The 24,854-nt window shown below is 59.5% G+C and carries 24 protein-coding genes; 14 read left to right on the top strand and 10 right to left on the bottom strand.

Going from position 1 to position 24,854, the window contains the following annotated elements:
* Nucleotides 1-112: 112 nt before the first annotated feature.
* From ACWF8S_RS17215 to ACWF8S_RS17205, 3 genes are read right to left on the bottom strand one after another with little or no spacing between them, the layout of a single operon-like run.
* On the bottom strand, nucleotides 113-577 hold the full coding sequence (locus ACWF8S_RS17215; protein WP_447554695.1) for a Mov34/MPN/PAD-1 family protein: 465 nt from the start codon (nucleotides 575-577) through the stop codon (nucleotides 113-115).
* The gene (locus tag ACWF8S_RS17210; protein WP_447554694.1) at nucleotides 574-2,433 is read right to left on the bottom strand and encodes a ThiF family adenylyltransferase; all 1,860 of its coding nucleotides are present in this window, start codon (nucleotides 2,431-2,433) and stop codon (nucleotides 574-576) included. Before ACWF8S_RS17210 ends, ACWF8S_RS17215 begins: the two co-directional genes overlap by 4 nt.
* On the bottom strand, nucleotides 2,387-3,640 hold the full coding sequence (locus ACWF8S_RS17205; protein ID WP_447554693.1) for a CBASS cGAMP synthase: 1,254 nt from the start codon (nucleotides 3,638-3,640) through the stop codon (nucleotides 2,387-2,389). The genes ACWF8S_RS17210 and ACWF8S_RS17205 overlap by 47 nt, the downstream gene beginning before the upstream one ends.
* A gap of 76 nt (nucleotides 3,641-3,716) precedes the next feature.
* Here ACWF8S_RS17205 and ACWF8S_RS17200 point away from each other — a divergent pair, with 76 nt between their 5' ends.
* From ACWF8S_RS17200 to ACWF8S_RS17185, 4 genes are all read left to right on the top strand, one after another.
* Nucleotides 3,717-4,391, top strand: coding sequence for a Cap15 family cyclic dinucleotide receptor domain-containing protein (locus ACWF8S_RS17200; protein ID WP_447554692.1), 675 nt, complete (start codon nucleotides 3,717-3,719; stop codon nucleotides 4,389-4,391).
* Between the two features lie 303 nt (nucleotides 4,392-4,694).
* On the top strand, nucleotides 4,695-5,552 hold the full coding sequence (locus ACWF8S_RS17195; RefSeq protein WP_447554691.1) for a DUF3883 domain-containing protein: 858 nt from the start codon (nucleotides 4,695-4,697) through the stop codon (nucleotides 5,550-5,552).
* Nucleotides 5,553-5,750: 198 nt separating this feature from the next.
* Nucleotides 5,751-6,791 carry a zinc-dependent alcohol dehydrogenase family protein gene (locus tag ACWF8S_RS17190; RefSeq protein ID WP_447554690.1) on the top strand — a complete coding sequence of 347 codons (1,041 nt, stop codon included), beginning with the start codon at nucleotides 5,751-5,753 and terminating at the stop codon, nucleotides 6,789-6,791.
* A 114-nt stretch (nucleotides 6,792-6,905) separates the two neighbouring features.
* Entirely contained in the window at nucleotides 6,906-7,781 is an 876-nt protein-coding gene (locus tag ACWF8S_RS17185; RefSeq protein WP_447554689.1) for a pirin family protein, read from the top strand.
* On the opposite strand, the gene ACWF8S_RS17180 is transcribed toward ACWF8S_RS17185, so the two are convergent.
* On the bottom strand, nucleotides 7,778-8,389 hold the full coding sequence (locus ACWF8S_RS17180; protein WP_447554688.1) for a DNA-3-methyladenine glycosylase family protein: 612 nt from the start codon (nucleotides 8,387-8,389) through the stop codon (nucleotides 7,778-7,780). The genes ACWF8S_RS17185 and ACWF8S_RS17180 overlap by 4 nt on opposite strands.
* A 185-nt stretch (nucleotides 8,390-8,574) precedes the next feature.
* Between ACWF8S_RS17180 and ACWF8S_RS17175 the strand changes: the two genes are divergently transcribed.
* Both ACWF8S_RS17175 and ACWF8S_RS17170 read left to right on the top strand, forming a co-directional pair.
* Entirely contained in the window at nucleotides 8,575-9,771 is a 1,197-nt protein-coding gene (locus tag ACWF8S_RS17175; RefSeq protein ID WP_447554687.1) for an MFS transporter, read from the top strand.
* Nucleotides 9,772-9,864: 93 nt separating this feature from the next.
* Nucleotides 9,865-10,116 carry a hypothetical protein gene (locus ACWF8S_RS17170; protein WP_447554686.1) on the top strand — a complete coding sequence of 84 codons (252 nt, stop codon included), beginning with the start codon at nucleotides 9,865-9,867 and terminating at the stop codon, nucleotides 10,114-10,116.
* Between the two features lie 20 nt (nucleotides 10,117-10,136).
* On the opposite strand, the gene ACWF8S_RS17165 is transcribed toward ACWF8S_RS17170, so the two are convergent.
* Entirely contained in the window at nucleotides 10,137-10,832 is a 696-nt protein-coding gene (locus ACWF8S_RS17165; RefSeq protein WP_447554685.1) for an extensin-like domain-containing protein, read from the bottom strand.
* Between the two features lie 161 nt (nucleotides 10,833-10,993).
* Here ACWF8S_RS17165 and gmk point away from each other — a divergent pair, with 161 nt between their 5' ends.
* The 4 genes from gmk to ACWF8S_RS17145 all read left to right on the top strand — a co-directional run bounded on the left by gmk (nucleotide 10,994) and on the right by ACWF8S_RS17145 (nucleotide 14,604).
* Nucleotides 10,994-11,626 carry a guanylate kinase gene (gmk, locus tag ACWF8S_RS17160; protein ID WP_447554684.1) on the top strand — a complete coding sequence of 211 codons (633 nt, stop codon included), beginning with the start codon at nucleotides 10,994-10,996 and terminating at the stop codon, nucleotides 11,624-11,626.
* Nucleotides 11,627-11,713: 87 nt separating this feature from the next.
* Nucleotides 11,714-11,971 carry a DNA-directed RNA polymerase subunit omega gene (gene rpoZ / locus ACWF8S_RS17155; protein ID WP_447554683.1) on the top strand — a complete coding sequence of 86 codons (258 nt, stop codon included), beginning with the start codon at nucleotides 11,714-11,716 and terminating at the stop codon, nucleotides 11,969-11,971.
* A gap of 26 nt (nucleotides 11,972-11,997) precedes the next feature.
* Nucleotides 11,998-14,130 (top strand): RelA/SpoT family protein, encoded by a 2,133-nt coding sequence (locus tag ACWF8S_RS17150; protein WP_447554682.1) that lies wholly within the window; start codon nucleotides 11,998-12,000, stop codon nucleotides 14,128-14,130.
* Nucleotides 14,131-14,214: 84 nt separating this feature from the next.
* On the top strand, nucleotides 14,215-14,604 hold the full coding sequence (locus ACWF8S_RS17145) for a RidA family protein (RefSeq protein WP_447554681.1): 390 nt from the start codon (nucleotides 14,215-14,217) through the stop codon (nucleotides 14,602-14,604).
* Nucleotides 14,605-14,677: 73 nt separating this feature from the next.
* Here the strand turns inward: ACWF8S_RS17145 and ACWF8S_RS17140 are convergent, their stop codons facing one another.
* Entirely contained in the window at nucleotides 14,678-15,559 is an 882-nt protein-coding gene (locus ACWF8S_RS17140; protein WP_447554680.1) for an SDR family oxidoreductase, read from the bottom strand.
* Between the two features lie 152 nt (nucleotides 15,560-15,711).
* On the opposite strand from ACWF8S_RS17140, the gene ACWF8S_RS17135 reads away from it, so the two are divergent.
* Together ACWF8S_RS17135 and recG are read left to right on the top strand one after the other, a co-directional pair.
* Nucleotides 15,712-16,623: a LysR substrate-binding domain-containing protein gene (locus ACWF8S_RS17135; RefSeq protein ID WP_447554679.1), complete on the top strand. Its 912-nt coding sequence runs from the start codon at nucleotides 15,712-15,714 to the stop codon at nucleotides 16,621-16,623.
* Nucleotides 16,620-18,698, top strand: coding sequence for an ATP-dependent DNA helicase RecG (gene recG / locus ACWF8S_RS17130; RefSeq protein ID WP_447554678.1), 2,079 nt, complete (start codon nucleotides 16,620-16,622; stop codon nucleotides 18,696-18,698). The genes ACWF8S_RS17135 and recG overlap by 4 nt, the downstream gene beginning before the upstream one ends.
* Here the strand turns inward: recG and yccS are convergent.
* The 4 genes from yccS to ACWF8S_RS17110 all read right to left on the bottom strand — a co-directional run bounded on the left by yccS (nucleotide 18,695) and on the right by ACWF8S_RS17110 (nucleotide 23,182).
* Complete coding sequence (gene yccS, locus ACWF8S_RS17125; RefSeq protein WP_447554677.1) at nucleotides 18,695-20,890, bottom strand: YccS family putative transporter; 2,196 nt, start codon at nucleotides 20,888-20,890, stop codon at nucleotides 18,695-18,697. The genes recG and yccS overlap by 4 nt on opposite strands.
* 370 nt (nucleotides 20,891-21,260) lie before the next feature.
* On the bottom strand, nucleotides 21,261-21,617 hold the full coding sequence (locus ACWF8S_RS17120) for a hypothetical protein (protein ID WP_447554676.1): 357 nt from the start codon (nucleotides 21,615-21,617) through the stop codon (nucleotides 21,261-21,263).
* Nucleotides 21,617-21,889 (bottom strand): HU family DNA-binding protein, encoded by a 273-nt coding sequence (locus ACWF8S_RS17115; RefSeq protein WP_224105623.1) that lies wholly within the window; start codon nucleotides 21,887-21,889, stop codon nucleotides 21,617-21,619. Before ACWF8S_RS17115 ends, ACWF8S_RS17120 begins: the two co-directional genes overlap by 1 nt.
* A 102-nt stretch (nucleotides 21,890-21,991) precedes the next feature.
* Nucleotides 21,992-23,182, bottom strand: coding sequence for an FAD-dependent oxidoreductase (locus tag ACWF8S_RS17110; RefSeq protein WP_447554675.1), 1,191 nt, complete (start codon nucleotides 23,180-23,182; stop codon nucleotides 21,992-21,994).
* 96 nt (nucleotides 23,183-23,278) lie between these two features.
* Here ACWF8S_RS17110 and ACWF8S_RS17105 point away from each other — a divergent pair, with 96 nt between their 5' ends.
* Complete coding sequence (locus ACWF8S_RS17105) at nucleotides 23,279-23,842, top strand: chorismate--pyruvate lyase family protein (RefSeq protein WP_447554674.1); 564 nt, start codon at nucleotides 23,279-23,281, stop codon at nucleotides 23,840-23,842.
* Between the two features lie 32 nt (nucleotides 23,843-23,874).
* Nucleotides 23,875-24,765 (top strand): 4-hydroxybenzoate octaprenyltransferase, encoded by an 891-nt coding sequence (gene ubiA / locus ACWF8S_RS17100; RefSeq protein WP_447554673.1) that lies wholly within the window; start codon nucleotides 23,875-23,877, stop codon nucleotides 24,763-24,765.
* Nucleotides 24,766-24,854 lie beyond the last annotated feature (89 nt).

The following is a 24,854-nucleotide window of genomic DNA, read 5'->3' as shown; positions in this document are numbered from 1 at the left end:
ACGAGATGTCGAACGATATCCTTTAAAAACTACTATCATTGCAAGTTTTAAAGAAACGATTGTTCTTATTGGAAACTGGCCGTTGCGAATCACGGGCATGCTCAGTACCTGCCTATGAAAGAGGTAGAACTGCATCGCCTGTCCAAAGGCAGGTATATAGTGATGATGTTAGCTTTCCAGTCCCCACTATCACGAAGACAAAAGCATTCAGCGAATGCGTTGAGCGCTGAAATAGCTCGCTCATGGTTTGGAGGTCTACCTTCGACGGTCGAGGCGTAAGCTCAGGATGAGTATGCCAACTCCCAACATAATGACGGCCTAGCTGTCTCTGTTCGTCGATACAAGCCTGTGCAGATGGATGATGTGGGATAAAGCCGAAACGATATCTGTGGTCTAGAGCGAACGGCCCGCCCGCCTTCTCGACTACATGTTCTTTCCCGAATGTGCGTACGAATAGCGGGCCACCAGCTTCTGGTTGCCATCGAAATCGCTGCTGATAGCGCTCTAGATGCAACAGAGTTTGCCTAGGGAACAGTATCGTTTCGTCGCTGTGCGGTAGAGTGTAGCGAAGGCTCATATTGTCGACCCGCAGTGCTTGCACCGTCGGTTAGGCTCCCAAGTCCGCGCCGTCAGGAACCCTCCTTCATCACGACCGGGATAGGCAGAAGCCCATCTGTTCGTCCATACTCCTCCGTTGGCAGAAACGAGCCTTTTTTGACCACACCAGATTCGATGACGTTGCTCATCCGTTACCGATCCAGTGATAGCATCAACGACGGCTTGTGAAACAAGGGACTGGATATGGCCGAGCTCAATGGGTCCATATGGTTGAAACATTGCAGCACAGGCAGGCTCTTGCCTTACTGTCCCAAGCTCAGGCCACTGTGTAACGCGAAAGTCGGGAACACCGAACGCACTCAGATGGCAAGCCAAGCATCCAGATTGTTGATCGAGAATAACCGCGTGCCCTGCTCCTGCAAACGGTTCTGTCCAACCAGCGATAAAAAGACTTGAACGACCGCTGCTGATCCATTCCATGTTCAGTGCTTCTTCAGTTCGCCAATCCCCGATCGAAGAGACAACAACATCAGCTTCCGCAAAAACGTTACCGCCAGCCCATGTAACATCCTCCCAGCGCTTCTCATGCCGCTCGATCGCAATTGAGTGAGGGAATCGCGCAAGCAAATGTTCGCGCAGCGCGCTCGCCTTGTTCCGGTAAAGCGCATCGAGACCTAGTCCGTGCCGACCAGCATTGGCTGCTACCATAAGGTCAGGGTCAACCAGTGTAATTTGCCCTACACCGCACTGTGCAATCTGAGTAGCGACAGATGAACCAAGAGAACCACAGCCAATAAGAACTACATGAGGCTCACGCAAATGCGGAATGCTTGTAATGGCATCGCGTCCATGGACCCAAGACGGATCAATGCGCCGAACACGGCGACACTCGATTGACCGCCTTGGGCGAATACTCTTTGCAGGGAGGGGCTCTTCAATTTTTTTGAAGCGAAACCCTCTGATCAACCGGTCGACTGGAGCTATGTAAGGGCCTCGATTTTCTGGTTTAGGAACTCGAACGTCGATCGCGAAGAAGGCTGGCCCGTTTGTGGTATGGCCGGAGAACATGACCAAAAAAGACGCTATGTGACCGTCGATCGCTTTCCTTATCGCTTTTCCTTTGGCCTCGCCTTCCACGTCGGCTAATCGTAATGCCTTATCAGGAGTCAGAGGATAATTCTTTGGAGTGGGTGGCGCCGATAGCGGAATGTAGAGCCCATTTTCAAACTTGAATCGCTGCGCTCGGATGAGCTTCGAGTCCCCATAGCTGAACCGAAGCCAGCGTGTAGCTGCTTTTTCATCCTCTGCAATCAGTATAAAGCGCTCACCGCGCCAAACGACGATCGTACGTACTTCACCGCCGGGTGTTAGAAGGGAAAGGACGGTACGACCATTGATTGTTCCTTCCCAGTAAGAGAGGAACTCAGTAACAAAATCGTTCCGAACACGCATGCTCGATGAAGTTGTCGCGAGAATCCGGTAAGCCCGCTGCAATACATCTCGCGCGACCGCTGTAGTTTGGCCTGTATCGATAGTAGCTTGCCCTGGCAGGGTACAAACGAATCCATCACGTTCGACGTGGGGGATGAATCGATAGAGGCTTGGATCGGCGAATACAGATATGGGGTCGAACGGAAAATGCGAATCTGCCATAACCTTAATCTTGTGGTTCGGCCCATCGCCTAGTTTCAGCTGCCAGCCATGCGTATATTGGCGGCGAGCAAACCCTGAAATTATCTCTGCTGGTAGAGTGTAGCCACCAAGCTCTGAAAGGAACCTATGGAGCTCCCTCAGTGCTTCGAGCCGCAGCTCCTCGACAGTTCTGATATTACCCGTAACGCTCATCACCGCCCGTTTGCACTGCTGGTCGAGCATCGGCGTCTTCGTCCTTAAAAAGCCCTACAACTGCGGAGGCCGAAGGCGCTTCTGACGCATTACTTTTCTCAATAACCACCAACGATCTATCGCTGGGTAGTCGGTCGCCAAGGCGGCTTTGCAGACGTTCGATAGTAAAATTTGCCGACATTGAGTTTTCTAGGGCGTCTGTGAGTGCAGCTACCAAGCCGCGTGCGCCTTCAATGAACTGAGCACGCTCTTCAGATGACCAACCATCATCGAGGTAAACCCCATCCACCCGTGGGTTAGGAATGCGATCTCCTAAAATATCCGGTAAACGTTTGGCAACAGCGAGCAAGGCAAGATCATCCCTGCCATCAAAAGCATGTGCACCATTCTCCCTAAACACCGTCACCGCCGCAGACATTAAAGCAATCGATGATAGGCGCGAACTTTCCCATTCCTCGTCTCGCCAGCCTTTGAGGTAGCGTGAGACGTATCGAACCTGATAACCAAATTCCTCGACTGCTCCTTTGAACCAGTCCTCCAGCTTCCTTGGATCTGACGGCATCCAGCCATTCTTGCGATGAGCAAGCATCATTTGGTCTGATCTGAGCCTAGCGTAAGCTTCGTCGAGAATCTCGAGGCGGTCGAGTGCATTATTAGCACTCATCTCGCTTCGAGCATGCTCTGACTTCTCAATCAGGGTCTGAAATTCTTGATCGGGAACTGCATAAAGCGCGATGTCGACGTGGCATTCGTTGTTAAGTTCAACACGAACACACGATGCACGATCTGTTACTAACTTCCAGCCGTTAGCTTTACACAGCGGCTCTAGTGTCCTCTCAACAACCTTAAAGTAAGCTGCGCTCACAAGAACTGGATGCGTTTTGCCGCCTTGATCAAGAAATGAAACAGGCAGAAACATCCCATCATCCAGATCGACCTGTTGTGGTGGCTTATGAGCGGGATCGTTAGCCGTGTAGTACGATTGGCTACCTTGCATCCGAAACTTCGGCGTTCCAACAAAAGGTCCTTGGCCTACAGCAGAGTTGACGACTAAATCACTATCGTTTCCCTCTTGGCTTAAATTTCGGCTCCACTCGCGGAAAGAAGCACGCAATGTCTGGCGAATGCTATCACGAGCCTCGCGCATCTCATCTATCGTTTCATCAGGAACCTTCAACTGGTGGAGATAGGCATGCTCGTGTGAACCGTTGAAAGAACGATGGGCATTGACAGCCATGCGTTGACCCCCTTTTAGAACCTAGTGTTTAACATTAAGCTACGCTTAGTTATTTAACGAAACAAGGGGTGGGGGCATGTATCAAGTAATGGGCTGGAAAGCGCTCGCGTGGATTACTGCCGTGCTGGCGCTTCTCGTATTCGGAGGGTGGTGTCTTGCCTCAAAACCGGTTGATGCTTGGGACTATATTTCTATCGGATTACGGAGTATTACGATTGTTATAACCCTATTGTCACTCCTAGGCGAGACACTTCCAGTTGTTCCTTGGATAGCAAGCTGGAAATGGGTTCAGAAGCTATTACCAAATATATTGCCCCACTTGGATGGGAAGTGGCGCGCCAAGCTCACTAGCAACTGGCCAACGATTGCAACGACACATGGTCTACCGGTCGGCACAAATAACCCAACACTTGCTGACGTCAATATCAAAGTGCGACTTTTTACCTTGCGAGTGAAACTGACATCAGACAGCAAGTACTCAGAGTCTAAAACCAAAGCTGTTCGCATCCTGCGCAATTTAGAGGATGGCGACATCTCTCTGCACTATATCTATTGGAATGACACTCCAGAAGCCAAAGAAACAGACAGCAGTAACCATCAGGGAGCTGCTAGTCTCAAGCTAAAAAAATCTAATGGAAGTCAGCCGTTTCTGGACGGACACTACTGGACAAACCGCAATTGGGAGAAGGGTCTCAATACCGCGGGACGTATAAGCATGTGGCGAGAAGATGATCCGGACTCTGAAGCGTAGCTTGTAAAAGCCTCAAAGCGTTCGATTTCCAACAGATTCGTTTGCGCAATCTACATGCTCCCCTTCCGGGACGGAACCGGCCAATTGAACTGCCTCTCATCGGTCTTCGGTAACAGCTACACTGCCACAATCACTTTGGGCCCTATCCCCTCTAACGAGACCGACTAATATGTATCTTTGCTGGACGGGTAGTGATATGGGTAGTAAACACATTTGTCAAAACAAAAAAATATAAAAACTATTGTAATTGTTGAATATTCAAAATTTAATCAATATTCAGATTCAGAATATTGAGTGAAGAATATGAGTCGGGCGACACCCTGGAGTACAAGCGAGGTCGAGGCGACCGTTCTCACCTACCGGCAGATGCTGGTGGCGGAACTGAGCGGGCAAAGCTATAACAAGCGCGAACTCAATCGAGCACTCACGACACGGCTCGATGGCCGCTCGGCTGGCGCTATCGAATTCAAGCACGCCAATATCAGCGCGGTGTTGCGCGATGCTAACTGCCCCTATGTGGATGGCTACAAGCCGCGCAGCAACTATCAGCAAAGTCTGGTCGAAGTCGTTGAGGAACTATTGCTGAGAAACGAACTCGTCGATCGCGCAGCGCGCTTGGCCGCTGACCTCCCCGTGGTCGATACTGCTGGAACCCTAGACGAGCGCATTATTGTCGAACCTCCTAGAACAACGCCGCCGCAAAGGGGCGTTCGCGAATCCCACGCTGATTATTCGGTTCGTCTGCCACAAAAACGCGACTACCTGGCCCGGGAAACCCGCAACCGCGAGCTGGGGCTTGCGGGCGAACACTTAGTGATACGTTTCGAGCAGCACCGCTTGCTCCAAGCCGGGCAAGAAAAGCTTGCCGAACGAGTCGAGCACGTGGCAATTACCCAAGGCGATGGGCTGGGATTCGATATTCTCTCGTTTGAACCCGATGGACGCGACCGACTGATTGAAGTCAAGACTACGGCGTTTGCCAAAGAAAGTGCGTTTTTTATCACGCCTAACGAACTCGACTGCTCGCGTGCTCATTCTGATCACTACCACCTGTTTCGGCTGTTCAATTTTCGCAAGGGGCCGAAGCTATTTTGCCTAAAAGGCGATCTGCGGCAGCAGCTCTGGCTTGAGCCGGATAGCTACCGGGCGGGGGTGCGTTGATTAAATAGAGGAATTCAAAATCGATTCAATTATTAACGTAATACGCCGCTGGCCACCTCATTAAAAAACTGCTGAGGTTTGGGGGGCAGCGTCAGAAGCCTTCCCGGTCTCAGGCGGTTCGTCGCCTTCATCTCGTAAAAGTAATTTCCAGTGCGGTTGGGTATAGTAAATTCACTTGAAACTGCGCAGGATCCACCCATGAAAGCCGTTGTTTTCGAAAACTTTTGTACCCCGCCGTCCCTCCAGCAGGTGCCTGATCCAACACCCGAACCCCACGGAGTGGTGGTGAAGGTGATGGCCAACGGCGTATGCCGCAGCGACTGGCATGCCTGGATGGGGCACGACCCGGATGTCGTGCTTCCCCACGTGCCCGGTCACGAACTGGCCGGCATCGTCGAGACGGTGGGCAAGGACGTGACGAAGTGGCGGGTCGGTGACCGGGTAGCGGTGCCTTTCGTGGGCGGCTGCGGTACCTGCCCGGAGTGTAACGCCGGCCACCAACAGGTGTGTGACCGCCAGTTCCAGCCGGGCTTTACCCACTGGGGCTCCTTTGCCGAGTACGTGGGCATTCATTACGCCGATGTGAACCTGGTGGCGCTGCCGGAAACCCTCGATTTTGCCACGGCGGCGAGCCTGGGCTGCCGGTTCGTGACATCCTTTCGGGCAGTGGTGGATCAGGGCCAAGCGGCAGCGGGGCAATGGGTGGCCGTTCACGGCTGCGGCGGCGTGGGGCTCTCGGCAGTGATGATCGCCAATGCCGTCGGCGCCAACGTGGTGGCGGTGGATATCTCTGAAGACGCGCTGAACTTGGCCCGGCAGCTGGGTGCGGTGGCCACGGTGAATGCTGCAAAGGTGGCGGATGTGGTCGAGGCGGTAACGCACATCACCCGCGGCGGCGCCCACGTCTCGCTGGATGCGCTGGGCCACCCGACCACCTGCTTCAACTCCATCAGCAATCTGCGCAAGCGCGGCAAGCACGTGCAGGTGGGGCTGATGCTGGCGGATCACAGCACCCCAATGATTCCCATGAGCCAAGTGATTGCCAACGAGCTGGAGATACTGGGTAGCCACGGCATGCAGGCCCACCGCTACGCCGACATGCTGGCAATGATCGAGTCCGGCAAGCTCGCCCCCGAGCGGCTGATTGGCCGGCGCATTACCCTTGAGCAATCCCTCGATGCGTTGATGAACATGGACAAGTTCGAGGGGGCGGGCGTAACGGTGGTGACGGCATTCTAGAAAAACCCGGGCAAGCGCTTCTACCGATTTCCTTCAATCAAGCCGGGAAAATTATTCGCTCAACATTGCTCGGCCCAGGTTTTAAGCTGAAGGCCACCTTGAAAGGAGTACATCATGTCATCAGCGACGACTTCATCCGTACGCCGCGTCATCACCCAGCACCCGGCCCACCGCGACGATATCGGCGATCTGACCACCCGGCGACCGCTGCCGGGGCCGGGTCTCGATCAGCTCGACCCGTTTCTGTTTCTGAACCACCACGGCCCGCAGACCTATCCGGCGAATAACCAGGGGCTGCCCTTTGGCCCGCACCCGCACCGGGGGTTCGAGACGGTTACCTTCATTCTGGAAGGCTCGCTTGCCCACGCTGACAGCGCGGATCATCAAAGCGTGATTCGCGAGGGGGGCGTGCAGTGGATGACCGCGGGCAGCGGTATCGTGCATGCCGAGATCTCCCCGCCGGAGTTTCTGCGCGAAGGCGGCCCGCTGGAGATTCTTCAGCTGTGGGTCAACCTGCCGTCACGTTTGAAGATGAGCGAGCCGCGCTACGTGGGCCTGCAGCAGGAATCGATTCCGGCCATCAAGCTTTCCGGCGGCGGTGAGCTGAACCTGATCGCCGGGCAGTGGAAAGCGCAGGCCGGGCCCATCGAGACATTGACCGGTGTGTTCATGTCGACGCTGAATCTGCCCGCCGGCGCGCACGAACAGCTGCCCGTGGCGTCTGGGCGGCAGGTGTTTTTGTACGTGGTGAGCGGGGAGGTCACGGTAGGCGGCGAGCCGGTCAAGGCCCACCACCTGATCGAGGTGGACCGCGACGGCGACACCCTCGAGATCGAGGCGTCTACTGAGGCGCGGCTGGTGTTGGGTCATGGCGAGGTGATCGACGAGCCGGTCTACTCCCACGGCCCCTTCGTGATGACCACCCGCGACGAGATTGTTCAGGCGGTCGAGGATTACCAGGCGGGCAAGTTCGGCGGGCTGAACGCTTAAAGCGGCTCGCCGCGGTAATAGTGCCATAGAAAGAGCGAGCCCACGCTGCGCCAGGGCGTCCAGTGTTCCACCATCTGGCGCGCCTGCTTGGGCGTGGGCTTGTCCTCCATTCTTTTCAGCCGGCCAAGTGCCACGCGCAGGGCCAGGTCATCCGCGGGGAAGACATCCGGGCGCTTGAGCGAAAACATCAGATAGATCTCGGCGCTCCAGCGGCCAAAGCCTCTGAGCGTGGTGATGGCGGTAATCACGTCTTCATCGCTCAAGTGTTCCAGGCCGTCGGCGCTGAAGGTGCCGGCAAGCTCCGCCTCGGCCAGGCCCTTGGCGTACTCGACCTTGCGCCAGGAGAGCCCGGCATCGCGCAGCGCCTGGCCTTCTGCCTCCAGCACCGCCTTGGCGTGTAGTTCCGGCAGTAGCGTGTTCACGCGGCCCATGATGGCGCGGGCGGCCTCGGTGGAAATCTGCTGGCTGACAATCGTCGAAAAGAAGGTGGCAAAGCCCTTGTCGCGCTGGCGGGAGGGCGGCGCGCCTATGTGGGGCAGGGCGCGGGCAATGTCGGCGTCGGCCCTGGTAAGCTCAGCCATTGCCTGGGTAATGGTATCCGGTGTCATAAAAGCTCACTAGGTTGGCGCTATTATCATGGGGTTGACGACAACGTAGCAGGAAAACGGCGGGGAAAAACTGTTTTGTCCGCTGGCTTTTCGCGGTGTGTATTTATACTTTCGTCTAACTTTGCGATCATTTATCGCATCCAAGCCGATTTACAAGCGGGCGCCCGGCGCCTGAGGAGCATGATTTGCAAGAGTCTTCCGCGGGCCAGGCGCGTAACCCACGCCTGGCCGAATTTGCGTTAGCGCTGGGGGGATTTGGTATTGGCACCACCGAGTTCGTCATCATGGGGTTGATGAACCGGGTGGCGGAGGATCTGGCCATTTCGGTGCCCCAGGTGGGTTATGCCATCAGCAGCTACGCCCTGGGCGTGGTGGTAGGCGCGCCGATCATTTCAGCCCTGGCTGCACGCGTACCCAGGCGCGCGCTTCTGATCGTGCTGATGCTGGTGTTTGCGGCGGGCAATATCGCCAGCGCCATGGCGCCCGGGTTCTGGTCCTTCGTGGGGCTGCGTTTCCTGGCCGGGCTACCCCATGGCGCCTACTTCGGCGTGGCGGCCCTGGTGGCCGCGGGGGCGGTGCCTATCGACCAGCGGGCCAGGGCAGTTTCCAGGGTGATGCTGGGGCTTACCACGGCCATCTTGATAGGTGCGCCACTGGGCACCTGGGCCGGTAACCTGTTTGGCTGGCAGATCGCCTTTGCTGGCGTGGGGGTGATTGCACTTCTAACGGCGCTGATGATTCGTATCCACGTGCCCGTTCAGCCATTCGATGCCCTGGCAAGCCCGATGAAAGAGCTCTCGGCGCTGATCAAGCAGCGGGTGCTGGTGACGGTGGCCATTGCCTGCGTAGGCTGCGGCGGCATGTTCTCGATCTTCAGCTATGTGATGCCCACACTGACCGAGCAGGCCGGCATGCGTGAGGCGCTGGGACCGCTGGTGCTGGTCATTTTCGGTATCGGCTCGATTATCGGCAACCTGGTGGGCGGGCGCATGGCCGACAAGAACCTGATGCGCGCCATTCCCCGTATCCTGGTCTGGTGCGCGGTCATTCAGGGGCTTTATTATTTTGCGGCGAACAGTGTCTGGACGGGGCTTTTGTTCGTGGGCCTGGTGGGGACCAGCATGGCGCTGGCGCCGTCACTGCAGACGCGCTTGATGGATGTGGCAGGAGACGCCCAGACCATGGCGGCCTCGCTCAACCACGCCGCCTTCAACGGGGCCAACGCGCTGGGCGCCTGGCTTGCCGGCCTTGCCATCAGCGCTGGCCTGACCCCGTCGAGCACCGGCTTTGTCGGCACCGGGCTTGCGCTGTGTGGCCTGGCTATCTTCGTTTACGGACGCTGGCTTGAAAAGCGCACCTACCCGCTGGCCAGAGCCGGATAACGAAAGGGTCAGTGAAACGTTTAAGTGATAATAGTGGCAAAAACGGCTGATCGTACCTAGGGTATATAGGTGCAAACCATATGGAGGTGACCCATGCATACTCAGTTCTTGAAAACGACCCGTATCGTAACGCTTGGCGCTATTACAGCTTTGACCCTGACGCTGGCCGGTTGCGGCTCGACCACGGGTGAGCGTGCTACCAGCGGCGCGGGCCTGGGTGCCGCAGCGGGCGCCGGTACAGCGGCAGCCACGGGCGGCAGCGTCGGTGGTGGCGCCATTCTGGGCGCGGGTGCGGGTGCCGCGGCCGGCGCCTTGACCGATGAAGACGATATCAACCTGGAATAAGCGCCGCTGAGCGTCAGCACCTAGCGACAAAGCCTGAAACCGCGCATGCCCATATGAAAGTGATCGGCATGCGCGGCGTTGTAATCGGGCCCTATGACGTTACCAAAGGTCTTGCAGGCGCCGTCTCGCGCCGCCCTCAAGAACTCTCCTGTTTCCCCCTCGTTATCCCAGTGGTTGATCAGCGTAATGCGTTGGCCATTGTCGAATCGAAACCCCGTCACGTCGAAAGCCTCTGCGGTTGCGTGTTCGCTGCGCCGCCCGTTTTCCCGATGATAGATATTACGACACGCAAAGCTGCCCACGTGATCCACCTGGCTTACGCGGCTGCCCATGATCTGTTGGGCGGCGGGCTGAAGTTCGTGACGTTCAAACATCACCCAGGCAAGCGCCATGGGGCAGGTGGCCACAAAGCTTCGATTGAAACTGACGCTGCTTGAGTTCATGCGCACGATATTGGAAAGCGGGCAGCTGGCGGTGGGCGAGTAGTCCGCCACGGGCGTATAATCAAGCTCACCGGTGGGGACGGTATCCAGCGCCGCCAGGCATCCGGCCCGGTCGCTTTCCAGGCGCTTGAGCTTTAACTGGGTGACCGGCGTGATCGGGTCATCAATATGCAGTGGTGCCCAGGGCGCCCACTGTCGGGGGACTTCGATGAGTCCTTTTTGCAGCGCCACCCCCAGCGCAATGAGCGCTAGAATAAAGATCGTACCCCGCATGCCGCTCTCCTTGACGGTTTGGTTTCACCGAATGGCTTTTACTACAGACCGCGTCGCAGGTATGCGATACTGCCCGCCTTTAGTGCAGGGCGCGAGCCTGTTTTCGTGTCTGTATGCCATATCGCCCACTCTTAACTTGTCTTCAACTAGGGAAGCGTTTCATGTCCCAGGGTACGCTGTTTATCATTTCGGCGCCGTCGGGTGCTGGCAAAACCAGCTTGGTTCGCGAGCTGATCGAGAGCGTGGACGGCATTCAGGTGTCGGTATCGCACACAACGCGGGCCCGGCGTGAAGGGGAAGTGGAGGGGATAAATTACCACTTCTGTCCGGCACAGGCGTTTGAAGCGATGATCGAGCGTGGCGACTTTTTCGAGCATGCCAGGGTTTTTGATAACTATTACGGCACCTCGCGTCAAGCCGTGCAGACGTTGCTGGCCGCCGGGCAGGACGTGATTCTGGAAATCGACTGGCAGGGCGCCCAGCAGGTACGAACGCAGATGGCGGATGCCGTCTCGATCTTCATTCTGCCGCCATCGCGGGCCGAGCTGGAAAGGCGCCTGGCCAGTCGCGGCACCGACGAGCACGCCGTGATCGAGCGGCGTATGCGCGATGCGGTCAACGAGATGTCGCATTTCGACGAATACGACTACCTGGTGGTGAACGATGATTTTACCACCGCGCTTTCAGAGCTTCAGTCGCTGGTCATCAGCCAGCGGCTGACCCGTGAGGCCATGCAAAAGCGCCATGCGCCGCTGCTTAAAGCGCTCTTGTCACAGGCGCCTGGCGTCGAGTAATCTATCAGGTCCTATTACCAATTCTTGCTGGGTCGGCGGCCGTTTTTAACACTGCTGGCCCGGCGTTGTTATGAAAGGAATGCCCCCATGGCGCGCGTAACCGTTGAAGATTGTCTCGAAAATGTTGAAAACCGCTTCAAGCTGGTGATGATTTCCACCCAGCGTGCCCGCCAGCTCGCCCGCGGCTCCCGCGATGCTCAGCTTGCCTGGGAAAACGACAAGCCCACGGTGATGGCGCTGCGTGAAATCGCCGCCGGCCTTGTCGACCATACCGTTCTGGACGAGCCCGTCGAGGCGCCGGTGCGCCAGCGTCCTGCGGCGCCCAGCGCCCAGATCGACGACTAAGTCTGAAGCGACCAGGGGCGCGGTAAATGTTCACCATCGATGACCTGGCCGACCGGCTTGGTGGCTATCTACCCTCGGATGAGATCCAGCAGGTCAAACGCGCCTTTTACTATGCCGAGCAGGCCCACGATGGCCAACGTCGCCGCTCCGGCGAGCCCTATGTAACCCATCCGCTGGCGGTGGCCAATATTCTGGCCAACATGCACATGGACCATCAAAGCCTGATGGCCGCCATGTTGCACGATGTCATCGAGGATACCGGCGTCTCCAAGAGTGCTCTGGGGGAGCAGTTCGGCCACCCGGTGGCGGAGCTGGTGGATGGAGTGTCCAAGCTCACCCAGATTACCTTCGAAGACAAGGCCGTCGCCCAGGCGGAGAACTTCCAGAAGATGGTGCTGGCGATGTCGCGGGATATCCGCGTCATCATCGTCAAGCTGGCCGATCGTCTGCACAACATGCGAACCCTCGGGGCGCTGCGCCCGGACAAGAAGCGCCGCATTGCCCGGGAGACGCTGGAAATCTACGCCCGCGTGGCCGGGCGTCTGGGCATTAACACCATTCGCATCGAGCTTGAGGATCTCTCCTTCCAGGCGATTCATCCCATGCGGGCCGAGCGCATCAAGCGGGCAGTGGCCAGCGCCCGGGGCAACCGGCGTAGCGCGATGCGCGAGATCCAGTCGTCGATTCAGCAAAGCCTGGATGACGAAGACCTCAAAGGGACGGTGATCGGTCGGCAAAAGCATCTTCTGTCGATCTACAAGAAGATGCGCGACCAGCGCAAGCCCTTCGCCGAGATCATGGACGTGTTCGGCTTTCGCATCATCACCGATGACGTGGCCAGCTGCTATCGTATCCTGGGCGTGGTGCACAACCTCTACAAGCCGGTGCCCGGGCGTTTCAAGGACTACATCGCGATCCCCAAGGCCAACGGCTATCAAAGCCTGCATACCACGCTGTTCGGCCAGCGCGGAATGCCCATCGAGGTGCAGATCCGCACCCGCGAAATGGAAGCCATGGCGAACAACGGCATCGCCGCCCACTGGCTCTACAAGGCGGGCCAGACCACCCACCCGATTGCGGAAGGCAGCCACGCCCGAGCCCGGGCCTGGGTCAAAGGCCTTCTGGAAATGCAGCGTCACGCCGGTGATTCGCTGGAGTTCATCGAGCACGTCAAGAACGACCTGTTCCCCGACGATATCTACGTCTTCACGCCCAAGGGCGACATCATGGAGCTGCCCCAGGGCGCCACGGTGATCGACTTCGCTTACAGTGTGCATACCGATATCGGCAACAACTGTATCGCCTGTCGTATCGACCGCCACCTCGCGCCGCTCTCCACGCGCCTGGAAAGCGGCCAGACCCTGGAAATCATCACCGCCCCGGGGGCGCGGCCCAACCTGTCCTGGCTCAATTTCGTCTCTACCGCCAAGGCGCGTTCGGCCATTCGCCACGCCTTGAAGCATCAGCAGCAGTCCGAGGCGATCATGCTGGGGCGGCGCCTTCTCAACAAGGCCCTGGCCTCGTTCGAGACGAGCCTTGAAGAGCTGGACGAAAGCGTCTTTACCCGGGCATTCAAGGAACTGGACGTGGCGTCGCTGGACGCACTGCTGGAGTCCCTGGGCCTGGGTAACCGGATGGCTCATGTGGCCGCGCGACGGCTGGCGGATGTGGCCCATGGCGCAAGCTATGAACAAAGCCGCCTGGAAAACAGCGATAAAGCCGTGGTCATCAGCGGCAGCGAAGGCATGGTGCTGAGCTTTGCCCGCTGCTGTCATCCGCTTCCCGGCGACCCGGTGGTGGGTCATCTGTCGGTGGGCAAAGGCATCGTCGTTCATCGCAGCGAGTGCAAGAACCTGTCGGATCTTCGAAACGACCCGGAAAAGTTGTTTACCCTGGAGTGGTCGGACAGTATCGACGAGGACTTCCCGGTGGCGCTGCGTATCGAGATCGAAAGCCGCCGCGGCCTGGTGGCCGAGCTTGCCGGGCTCGTGACCGATGCCGACGCCAATATCGAGCGTATCGGTATCGAGGAGCGCGATGCACGACTGTCCACCGTGAATCTGACGCTCTCGGTGAAAGGGCGCGTTCATCTGGCCCGCATCATCAAGCGTATCCGCAACCTGCCCAACGTCAGTAAAATAACTCGAATAGCCAATTAAGCCTGTCCTGCGAGTACATGCCAGAACCTTTGGCAATGCTTTGGGAGCGGGCACGATTTTTTTGATTACAGGAGCAGCATGTCTATGAGTAACAAAGCCGTCATCAACACCGAAAAGGCGCCGGCCGCCATCGGCCCCTATTCCCAGGCGATCAAGGCGGGCAATACGGTGTACCTCTCCGGCCAGATCCCGCTGGACCCTGAGTCCATGGAGATCGTGTCAGGCGACATCGAAGCGCAGACCCGTCAGGTGTTCACCAATCTGCAGGCGGTATGTGAAGAAGCCGCCGGGTCGCTTGCCGATATCGTCAAGCTCAACCTGTATCTAGTCGACCTGGACAACTTCGCCACCGTCAACCGCGTGATGGAGGAGTTCTTCACCGCGCCGTTTCCCGCCCGCGCCGCGGTAGGCGTCAAGGCGCTTCCCAAGGGCAGCCAGGTCGAAGCCGAAGCCGTCATGGTGATTGGCGACTGACCTGCGTATCACCTGTCTGCATAAACAAGAAGAGCGAGCCCTGGGCTCGCTCTTCTTGTCTGACTCGCGCCGATCAGGCGTTCTGCAGTTTTAGAAAGCCGCCTTCCTTGAGTATCTGGGCGTAGCCTTCGCGAAAGCTTGGGTAGCGGAATTCGTAGCCCGTCTCGCGAATACGACCATTGTCGCAGCGCTTGCTGGCGCGGCGACGCAGCGGCGACTGCATGGTTTCCGTCGCTTCCACCTTCAGCTCCTTGGCCAGCCACATCATGACGTTGTACATGGTGGCGGGCTCGGAGTCGCTGCCAAGGTAAAGTTCGGCCAACGGCTTGCCGCTTTCCTGGCAGTGAATCAGGTGTGCCAGTATGCCGGTGCAGTCGTCCCGATGGATACGGTTGGAGTAGATGGCCGGCGTTATCGCCGCCATGCGGCCTTCCTTCACCTGATGGATCAGCCGGTCACGGCCAGGGCCGTAGATGCCCGAAAAGCGCACCACCGTGCCGGGCAGCGGGTGATTGAGAAGGGTCTGCTCGGCCTCGCACATCAGGTTACCGGAGAAGCTGGTCGACTCCGTCGGGCTGACCTCATTGACAACCTCGCCTTCTTGCTGGCCGTAGACGCTGGTCGAGGAGACAAAGAAGATGCGTCGGGGCGGTGTATCGTGCTGCTCCATCACGCTCAATACGCGCTTCAGCCCGTCGGGATAAGCGCTTTGGTAGGCGCTCTCTTCGAAACGGTCGGCGCTGACGGTGTAGATCACGTAGTCCGCCTGAGGCAGTACCGAGCCGTTGGCACCTTCAAGACTTTGGAGATCAAGCGCCAGGGGTTCGATACCGGTATCCTGCAACCGATCGGTCTGGCGGCGCACCCCGATCACGCGGTGCCCTTCGTCTAGAAGCTCGCGCCCCAGGGTAATGCCGATATCGCCACAGCCGATAATCAGTACAGTGAGTTTCACCTGCGCACTCCTTCTGATAAATATTCCCTATTAGATACAAAGTCCCCATGAGATATGCCATCGTCACAGAGGTTTGTTTGTCCTTGCCATCCCGTTCATAGTCACGATGATGAGTCACTAGCTGCTACGAGAGGATGCCTACTGGCACCGTTATGACTTTAACAGAACTTCGCTACATCGTAACCCTTGCACAAGAGCGTCACTTCGGTCGCGCCGCCGAACGCTGCCATGTTTCCCAGCCCACGCTGTCGGTGGCGGTGAAGAAACTGGAGGACGAACTGGAGACACCGCTGTTCGAGCGCTCCAAATCCACCGTACAGGTCACGCCGCTTGGCGAGAAGATCATCGCTCAGGCTCAGCGCGTGCTGGAGCAGTCCAGCCTGATCTTCGAGCTGGCCAGCGCCGGGCGCGACCAGCTGGCCAATCCGCTGCGTATCGGCGCCATCTACACCATCGGGCCTTATCTGTTTCCTCATCTGATTCCGGCGCTGGCCCAGGCGGCGCCGCAAATGCCGCTTTATATCGAAGAAGGGCTGACCGGCACGCTGCGCGGCAAGCTTAGAAGCGGCGAGCTGGACGTGATTATCGTCGCGTTGCCGTTCACCGAAACCGACGTGGTGACCAAGGCCATCTACGACGAAGACTTCGAGGTCCTGATTCCCAAAAGCCACCCTTGGGCGCAGAGAGAGGCAATCGACAAGGAGGACCTGCTTCAGGAGCGGCTTTTACTTCTGGGAGAGGGGCACTGCTTTCGCGACCAGATACTGGAAGCCTGCCCGGCGATTACCCACAAGCTCAACAGCCCGAGCAACACGCTGATTGCCGAGGGCGGCTCGCTGGAGACCATTCGTCATATGGTGGCTTCCAAGCTCGGCATCACCGTGCTTCCGCAATCGGCACTCGGCACCGACAAGCACGAGCAGTCGCTGCTGGCCAGCCGGCCGTTCAAGGACCCGGCACCCTCGCGCACCGTGGCCATCGCCTGGCGGGCAAGCTTTCCCCGGCCCAAGGCCATCGATGCCCTGATCCAGGCGATCAACCAGTGCCGGCAGCCCGCCCCATGAGCGATCTAGGCTCCCCGGTCACCGAATTGAAAGGCGTGGGCGAGGCGCTATCGCTCAAGCTGGCACGGCTGGGGATAGAGCGGGTGAGCGATCTGTTGTTCCACTTGCCGCTTCGCTACCAGGATCGAACGCGCCTGACGCCTATCGGCCTGCTGCGGGCGGGCAGCGAGGCGGTGATAGAAGGCGAGGTGACCGCCTGCGATATCGTGAAAGGGCGCCGGCGTAGCCTGCTGGTACGCCTGCGCGACTCAAGCGGCATCCTGAGTCTTCGGTTTTTCCACTTCGCGCCGGCCCAGCAGCAACAGCTGCGCCCTGGGGTCACGGTGCGCGCCTTCGGTGAAGCCCGGGCCGGGGCGACCGGGCTTGAGATCTATCACCCGGAGTACCGATTGAGCGGCGGCGCCGAGACCCCGGTCGAGGAGCACTATACGCCGATCTATCCCACCACCGAAGGATTGCACCAGACCCGGCTGCGGGCGCTCACCCAGCAGGCGCTTTCGCAACTTGAAGCGACGCCGGAGGGGCTGCCGGACAAGATTCCCGCCGCCCTGAGCCAGCGCTTCGACCTGCCCGGGCTTCACGCGAGCCTGGCCCTGCTGCACCAGCCCCCGCCGGATGTGGACCTGGAGCTTCTGACCCAGGGGCGGCACCCGGCCACTCGTCGTCTCGCCCTCGAGGAGCTTCTGGCCCACCAGTTGAGCCTTCGCGAAGTGCGCCTGCGCATCCAGGCCGATGGGGCCCCCCGGCTTCCCGCCGGGCGCAGCCTCCAGACTCGCTTTCTGACCCAGCTACCCTTCGCGCTGACTGGGGCCCAGCGTCGGGTGCTGGAGGAGATCGAGCTGGATCTGGCCGAGCCCGCGCCCATGCTCAGGCTGGTGCAGGGTGATGTGGGGTCGGGCAAGACCGTAGTGGCTGCCATGGCCGCTCTTTCAGCACTGGCAGGGGATTGTCAGGCGGCGATCATGGCGCCCACGGAAATTCTCGCCGAGCAGCACTACCGCTCCTTCAAGGCCTGGTTCGAACCGCTGGGCATCGAAGTGGCCTGGCTTGCGGGCAAGCTCAAGGGCAAAAGCCGTCTGGACGCCAAGGCGGCCATTCGTGATGGCCGGGCGCGCATGGTGGTAGGCACCCACGCGCTTTTTCAGGACGATGTCACGTTCAAGTGTCTGGGGCTTGCGATCATCGACGAACAGCACCGCTTTGGCGTGCACCAGCGCCTGGCGCTGCGCGAAAAGGGCGAGGCAGGCGGGCTCACGCCGCATCAGCTGATCATGACCGCCACACCCATCCCCCGCACGCTCGCCATGAGCGCTTACGCGGACCTCGACGTCTCGGTCATCGACGAACTGCCCCCGGGGCGCACGCCGGTGAAGACCGCGGTGGTATCCGACGAGCGCCGCCCGGAGGTGGTCGAGCGCATTCGCCGGGCCTGCAGCGACGGGCGTCAGGCCTACTGGGTGTGCACCCTGATCGACGAGTCCGAGGCGCTGCAGTGCCAGGCTGCGGAAGTGACGCGGGAAGAGCTGACCGCCGCACTCCCTGAACTGGCCATCGGGCTGATTCACGGGCGTATGAAAGCCAGCGAGAAAGCCGAGGTGATGGCGGCGTTCAAGGAAGGCGAGCTGGATCTTCTGGTGGCCACCACGGTGATCGAAGTGGGGGTGGATGTGCCCAACGCCAGCCTGATGATCATCGAGAACCCGGAACGCCTCGGGCTTTCCCAGCTGCACCAGCTGCGTGGCCGGGTCGGCCGCGGCAGTCAGGAGAGCTTCTGCGTGCTGCTTTACCACCCGCCGCTCTCCAAAAGCTCCAGAGAGCGGCTGGGTGTGATGCGCGAAACCACCGACGGCTTTCGTATTGCCGAGAAGGATCTGGAGATTCGCGGCCCGGGCGAGGTGCTGGGCACCCGCCAGACCGGGCTTGCCCAGATGAAGATCGCCGACCTGGAACGCGACGCCGACCTTCTTGACCGGGTCAGCGCGCTGGCCCAGGCCATGCAGACCGACAAGGAGGCCACCGCCGTGCTGGTGCGTCGCTGGCTGGGCGAAGCCGCCGGGCGTTACGGGCAGGTCTAGCCGCCGCTGGCTCTTGGCTGGGTCAACCGGTCGGCGGCCTGCGCCAGCGGCGTCAGCTGTCCGGCAATCAGCCGGAGCTGGCTTTGAATGGGGCGGTAGAGCGTGACGGCATTGGCGGTATCGCCCTCAAGCACGTGGGAAGACCCATCCAGCGCGCTCAAGAGCTCGCTGGCCTGATCCTCGAGGGCGGTGATGGGCTGGCGCTTGTGAAGCTCATCGGTGAGCCTTGCCAGAAGCTCGCTGATGCGTCGGGCCAGGGGCATCAGCGCGGCGTCGTCTTCATCCTCGGCCAATCGGTGACGGTGAGCGCCCAAGGCCGACAGGTGGCTTAACAATGTGTTGGAGAGCACCAGAAAGCGCAGGCCGTCGTCAGCATCCTGCTTGCGGTAGTGCCCCGGCTCATGAAGCATGTTGGTCAAAAGCGTCGAGAGCGCCGCGTCGGCGTTATGGGCGTTGCGCCGAGCCAGACGGTAGGCCAGGTCATCCTGCTTGCCTTCTTCGTACTGATGGACGATCTCGTCCAGGTAGCCGCGATGATTGGCCAGTACCTTGGCCGCTTCCCGGTAGAGCTTTCGGCCCTGCCAGTCGGGCAGGATGAAAAAGACCGCCAGCCCCGCGATCAGCGCGCCGATCAGGGTATCGAAAAGCCGCGGCCAGATCAGGTCGAAACCGTCACCCACCTGATTGAAGCTGCAAAGCACCAGCAGTGTGATCGAGGCGGTGGCAATCACGTAGTGACGCTCCCGATTGGCGAAAAAGCACACCCCCGCCGCCACCGCGATCATGCTCTGGATACCCGGCTGCGGAAACAGGCTGATCGACGCCCAGCCGGCGATCAGCCCCAGCACCGTGCCCAGAATACGCTGGGAAAGAAAGCGCCTTGTGGTGGCGAAGTTGGGCCGACAGACAAACAGCGTGGTCAACAGGATCCAGAAGCCCTGCTCCGGGTCCAGCCATTGCAAGAGTGCGTAGCCCGCGATCAGCGCGGTAGAAAGGCGCACGGCGTGGCGGAAGGTGGGTGAGCCCAGCGTCAGGTTCAAGCGCACGCGGCCCCAGGCGTCCTTGAGACTGGCGGGCGAGCGATCGAACAGGGCGCTGTCACGGCGCTCATCGCTGCTGTCCGGGTTGTGAGCGCTGGCGATCTGCGCCTCGAGGGTCGCCAGATTTTCCGCCAGGGCGTTCAGTGGATGCATCAGCGCGCGCCATTCGGGCCTGCCACGGTCGCGCAGGTTGTCGATCGAGGCGCGAAGATCCACCAGCGCCTGCTCGCTGAGTTCGTGATCAAACGGGCGGTTCAACAAAAGCGATCTTGCCAGTTGCCGGCACGCCCGGCCCTGCTGGTCCAGAAGCCGCTGGCAGCGAAACAGCACGTCGTGATGAAAGAACGCCTCTGTCAGCGCGCCGTAGGGGTAGTGGGTGGAGCTTGCCCGTTCATGGATATCCTGGGCGATGAAGTAGATGCGCAGGTAGCGGTTGAGTTTGCGGCTGCCGCGCTGGCCCTCCAGGCGGCGAAAGATCATCTCCTTGGCCTGGTTCAGCGCGGCCACCACTTGGCCGTTTTGATGGGCCAGGGCTACACGCCGCGCCTGGACATCCACGCCGCGAACCGGCTCGAAAAGTGCCGACTTGAGGATCAAAAACTCGCCCAGCGTCTTGTAGACCCGTGCCATGCTCTGCTTCAGCGGCTGACGGGAGAACAGCGCGCACCATAATACCGAGATCATGCCATACCACGCCGCCCCGGCCAGCAGGAGCAACTGGCGCGAGGCCACGTCCGCATCCACGCCACCGTGCTGCTCGATATTGATCATCGAATAGATCGACAGAATCAGTGTGCCCGAGGCAATCGTGGCGTAGCGCTGGCCAATGGCGCCCAGCATGATCAGCGTGAAGGCAGACACCCCGAGTCCGAGTACAAAAAGCCACGGCCAGGGAAACAGCCACTGAACGACAAACGAGGCCAGCGCAAAGCATAAAAGCGTGACGATGAGCGCCTGCAAGCGCCCCTGCCAACTATCGTCGGTTTCCGAGAGCGCGCAGGCGATAATGCCTAGAAAAAGCGGAATCACCAACGCCACGTCACCCTGCAGCGCGCTTGAAAGCAGTGCCCCGCTGAAGGCAATAAACACGCGCAGGCTGTAGGCGAATTTATCCAGCGTCCAGAGGCGGCGCAGGGGTAAAGCGATGGACATGGCGTCTCTTCGATTGATTGTTAGACTTTAGTATAACAACTGCATGGCATGTGTTGCTATGGCGCACCGATCAGGCGGTTACCTTAGGATATTTCACCGATTCAGGGGCCAACGCGACATAAAGCCGTTGCCTTGGGCGTGTATTCGAATACATATGTAAGGGAAGGTGCTGATATAGCGGGGTAAAGAGTGTTTCGCCAAGAACGCGGCAATCGTCGGGCATATCCAAAAAAGGTGCAAGACGGCGCGTAATGGGCATATTGGCGACTATTCGAAGAGGCTTCAAGCAACGTGTAAGCTTGTAAGTGGCGATCAGGCTTGCAGCAGCCTAAAACAGCCCGCCCCTTGGCGGGTGGCGGGCTGTTAGTCGTTACAAATACTTCAAAAGCTTCTGCAGCTTGTTCATGTCGCTGGAGTCGCCGACCAGGCGAACGTCGCCGTTCATCATGCCGTGAAGAAAGGCTTGCTGGGTCGGTTTCCTGAGAATCTTCAGCGCGGCGTCCTGATCGCGAAAGCGTAGCTCAAGGTCCAGGTCGATGGGTAGACCTTTACCGGTGTCGATGCCCTGGGGCGTCATCCGATAGTAGCGGGCAGTGCGCAAATCTTCCGTGGCAATGCCCCAATTCAAACCGCGCATGCCTTTCAGCTGCTCCTTGAAGCGCGGCTTGCGGCGCAGGGCTCGTTTGAGCATCAAACCCAACAGCCACAGCGTTAACCGGAGTTTCATTAGGAAACGGCGTCCTTGAGTGCTTTACCGGGCTTGAACGCCACGTTCTTGCTGGCCGGAATCTTCAGCGGCTCGCCGGTTTGCGGGTTCTTGCCGGTGCGGGCGGCGCGCTCGCGTACGGTGAAGGTGCCAAAACCAATCAGGGCCACGTCTTCGCCCTTGGCAACGCTGTTGGTAATTTCATCCAGAATCACGTTTAAAACTTGGCCTGCCTTGTCCTTGGACAGATCAGCACTTTCTGCAATCGCAGCGGCGAGTTCAGGTTTGCGCATAGAGGAATCTCCCTGATGAAAAATCAAGCGTAACGCTTGTGAGTGTTATAGAAACCATACTTGGGTATTGACGCTCTGGCCGAGTCGCGAACACATCGAGCATCAGCCTAGCAGCGCAGGCACTGCTCTGGAAAGCTCCACTTTCCTTTTGACGCAGCCGCCTGTCAACGCAAAACCGACTAATTGACCATCTTTGTCGTCGCCCAGCGCGGTGAGCGCATCGCCTTCGCCCTCGATCCGCCATTGGGTGACCGGCGCAATCGGTGGGTAGGCTACCACCGGCAATAGCGGCGTTTTCACCACGACCGGCCAGGCTTTGAGACGAACCGAGGTGGGGTGGCCCGCAAGCGTGGCCACCAGAGCCTGGATGCTTGCCTGAAGTGGCTGGACGTACATCGCGTTGACGCCATCGATGCACGCCGCGTCGCCCAGAGCGTAGATATGGGCGTTTGTGGTCTGCAGATAACGGTTCACCGTAATGCCGCTTTCCGATACTTCAAGGCCTGCGCGCCCGGCCAGCGCGGTACGCGGGGCCAGGCCGGTGGCCTGCAGCACGACATCTACCCGGTGGGTGGCATCGTCATCCAGCGTCAGGACGATACCGTCATGCGCATCCAGCTGGGCAGTGCTGATCGTGCGCCCGAGCGCCAGCGCGATGCCACCGGCTTCAAAGGCGTCTCCCAGGGCCTGACCGAGTGGCGGGGGAAGAAGACGCGGCAGCGGCGTGGTCTCGGGGGCGATGAGCGTCACCTGATGGCCACCCGCCTGCAGGTCATTGGCGAATTCGCAGCCGACCAGCCCCGCGCCGACGACCCCCACCCGGGCCGGGTGCCTGGCCAGGGTGGCGTGAAAGCGGCGGTAATCGTCCAGGTCATTCACACTGAAAAAGCGGCTTGCGAGAGCCTGGGGCACGCTCGACGCGGCGCGTGGGTGGGCACCAGTGGCCAGCACCAGGTCTTGAAAGCGCAGAGTCTGGCCGGTATCCAGGGCTACCTGGCGGCGCTCGGCGTTCAGCTCGACGGCCTGGGTATGGGGCAGCAGGGTCACGTCAAGCTCCTGGGCCACCGCCTGAGCGTCCTGCTTGATGAGTCTCTGGGGGTCGAGGCGTTTGCCGAACCCGGTGGAGAGCAGCGGTTTGCTGTACTCATCGCCGCTGTCAAAGCTCACCAGGGTGATCGAACGGGTGTCCTTCTGGCGCCGCAGCGCCCGGGCCAGGCCGATACCGGCCATGCCGGTGCCGATAATGAGCAGATCCACCGGTGCCGCTTTGGCTTGTGAGCAAGTGTGGGTCATACCACCCCCAACGTTGGTACCATCATGTCTTCAGGAAAAGCGAATCAGACCACCATGTTACACTAGCCGTCACGACTTGACCGCCCTGGAGACCGCGTGGCTTCCCATACTCTGCAAGCTCATCCCTACGTGCGCTGGCTGCCCGTCAACGCCCTACGCCCGGCCATGAGCGCCCCTTGGTGGCGGTGGGTGGCCTCGACCGACTCGCTGACCGCCCGCCTGGTGGCGGCAGGCGAGGCCAAACCGTTCCGGGTCCGGTTACTGCGCCAGACGGTGGGTGTGCCCCAGCGCGACGAGGCCCAGGCGCTGGGCCTTGCGCCGCGAAGACTGGCCTGGCTGCGTGAAGTGGCGCTTTGCGTGGACGAAACCCCTTGGGTGGTGGCGCGCTCGGTGGCGCCTCTCGAGCAGCTTCAAGGTCAGCATCTGGATCGACTGGGCGAGCGTTCGCTGGGTAGCTGGCTGTTTCGCCAGCCGGGTCTTGTCCGTGGGCCGCTCTACGCCACCGGACAGACACCGGCATTTGCAGAGCATCTTTGTCCATCCGGGGCCTTCGACGTGTGGGGACGGCGTTCGGTCTTTTACCACGGCGGGCTTTGCTTGTTGGTGCAGGAGTGCTTTTTATCCACCATGGCGGATGATCTTGGGATGGCTTCGCGCTAGGCTACACTGCGTCTTGTCTTTGTGAGGTAAGCATGGATCGTTCTCTACTGCGCCCGACCGGCTGGTCCCGGGCGGCTGATTTTATCACCCTGATGCGCCTGGACAGGCCTATCGGCACCTGGCTTTTGATGTGGCCCACGCTCTGGGCGCTATGGGTGGCCGCCGAAGGCGTGCCGGGACGGGGCGTACTGCTGATCTTTATCGCTGGGGTCTACGTGATGCGCGCGGCGGGGTGCGTGGTGAACGATTATGCCGACCGCCACTTCGACGGCCACGTCAAACGTACCCGAAATCGGCCGCTGGCCACCGGGCGTATCAGCGAAGCCGAGGCCAAGTTGCTCTTCATCGGGCTGGTGGCCATCGCCTTCATTCTGGTGCTGTTCACCAACGGGTTCACCATCGCGCTTTCGTTGGGCGGTGTGGTGCTGGCGTTCATCTACCCTTTCATGAAGCGCTATACCCACTTTCCCCAGGTAGTGCTGGGGGCGGCGTTCTCCTGGGCGATTCCCATGGCCTTTGGCGCGACCCTGGGGTACGTGCCGGCCGAGGCGTGGATCCTGTTTTTCGCCAACGTGCTTTGGACCGTCGCCTACGACACCCAGTACGCCATGGTGGACCGCGACGACGACCTGAAAATCGGTATCAAGTCGACCGCCGTGCTGTTTGGCAACGCCGACCGGTTGATCATCGGTCTTTTGCAGGTGGCAACGCTTGCGCTGCTGGCCTGGGTGGGGCTGCGCGTGGGGTTGAACGGGTTCTTCTGGCTGGGGCTTGTCGCCATGGCGGCCACCTTCGTGCATCAGCAGCGACTGATCCTGGGACGTGAGCGCGATCCATGTTTTCAGGCGTTCTTGAACAATCACTGGTCGGGACTTCTGGTATTTGCCGGGTTGGCCTTGAGCTGGTGGCCGGTCACGGGCTAATGTCGAAGGTGTCATAAAACTGTCATTACCGCATGGTGTGATTGTCATCGATATGTCACTGAACCATTTTCGCTTGGATACCGTGAGGC

The organism is Vreelandella xerophytica (genome assembly GCF_968048975.1).
This window is presented reverse-complemented; position numbering and strand designations above follow the sequence as displayed.

What these genes read in the sequence shown, in the direction of transcription:
- ACWF8S_RS17120 (WP_447554676.1), bottom strand. Translation starts at nt 21,617, where the DNA reads ATGAAACTCCGGTTAACGCTGTGGCTGTTGGGTTTGATGCTCAAACGA.
- ACWF8S_RS17110 (WP_447554675.1), bottom strand. Translation starts at nt 23,182, where the DNA reads ATGACCCACACTTGCTCACAAGCCAAAGCGGCACCGGTGGATCTGCTC.
- ACWF8S_RS17185 (WP_447554689.1), top strand. Translation starts at nt 6,906, where the DNA reads ATGTCATCAGCGACGACTTCATCCGTACGCCGCGTCATCACCCAGCAC.
- ACWF8S_RS17210 (WP_447554694.1), bottom strand. Translation starts at nt 2,433, where the DNA reads ATGCTCGACCAGCAGTGCAAACGGGCGGTGATGAGCGTTACGGGTAAT.
- ACWF8S_RS17165 (WP_447554685.1), bottom strand. Translation starts at nt 10,832, where the DNA reads ATGCGGGGTACGATCTTTATTCTAGCGCTCATTGCGCTGGGGGTGGCG.
- ACWF8S_RS17145 (WP_447554681.1), top strand. Translation starts at nt 14,215, where the DNA reads ATGAGTAACAAAGCCGTCATCAACACCGAAAAGGCGCCGGCCGCCATC.
- ACWF8S_RS17180 (WP_447554688.1), bottom strand. Translation starts at nt 8,389, where the DNA reads ATGACACCGGATACCATTACCCAGGCAATGGCTGAGCTTACCAGGGCC.
- ACWF8S_RS17215 (WP_447554695.1), bottom strand. Translation starts at nt 577, where the DNA reads ATGAGCCTTCGCTACACTCTACCGCACAGCGACGAAACGATACTGTTC.
- ACWF8S_RS17200 (WP_447554692.1), top strand. Translation starts at nt 3,717, where the DNA reads ATGTATCAAGTAATGGGCTGGAAAGCGCTCGCGTGGATTACTGCCGTG.
- ACWF8S_RS17150 (WP_447554682.1), top strand. Translation starts at nt 11,998, where the DNA reads ATGTTCACCATCGATGACCTGGCCGACCGGCTTGGTGGCTATCTACCC.
- yccS (WP_447554677.1), bottom strand. Translation starts at nt 20,890, where the DNA reads ATGTCCATCGCTTTACCCCTGCGCCGCCTCTGGACGCTGGATAAATTC.
- ACWF8S_RS17195 (WP_447554691.1), top strand. Translation starts at nt 4,695, where the DNA reads ATGAGTCGGGCGACACCCTGGAGTACAAGCGAGGTCGAGGCGACCGTT.
- ACWF8S_RS17135 (WP_447554679.1), top strand. Translation starts at nt 15,712, where the DNA reads ATGACTTTAACAGAACTTCGCTACATCGTAACCCTTGCACAAGAGCGT.
- ACWF8S_RS17115 (WP_224105623.1), bottom strand. Translation starts at nt 21,889, where the DNA reads ATGCGCAAACCTGAACTCGCCGCTGCGATTGCAGAAAGTGCTGATCTG.
- ACWF8S_RS17190 (WP_447554690.1), top strand. Translation starts at nt 5,751, where the DNA reads ATGAAAGCCGTTGTTTTCGAAAACTTTTGTACCCCGCCGTCCCTCCAG.
- ubiA (WP_447554673.1), top strand. Translation starts at nt 23,875, where the DNA reads ATGGATCGTTCTCTACTGCGCCCGACCGGCTGGTCCCGGGCGGCTGAT.
- ACWF8S_RS17170 (WP_447554686.1), top strand. Translation starts at nt 9,865, where the DNA reads ATGCATACTCAGTTCTTGAAAACGACCCGTATCGTAACGCTTGGCGCT.
- gmk (WP_447554684.1), top strand. Translation starts at nt 10,994, where the DNA reads ATGTCCCAGGGTACGCTGTTTATCATTTCGGCGCCGTCGGGTGCTGGC.
- ACWF8S_RS17205 (WP_447554693.1), bottom strand. Translation starts at nt 3,640, where the DNA reads ATGGCTGTCAATGCCCATCGTTCTTTCAACGGTTCACACGAGCATGCC.
- rpoZ (WP_447554683.1), top strand. Translation starts at nt 11,714, where the DNA reads ATGGCGCGCGTAACCGTTGAAGATTGTCTCGAAAATGTTGAAAACCGC.
- recG (WP_447554678.1), top strand. Translation starts at nt 16,620, where the DNA reads ATGAGCGATCTAGGCTCCCCGGTCACCGAATTGAAAGGCGTGGGCGAG.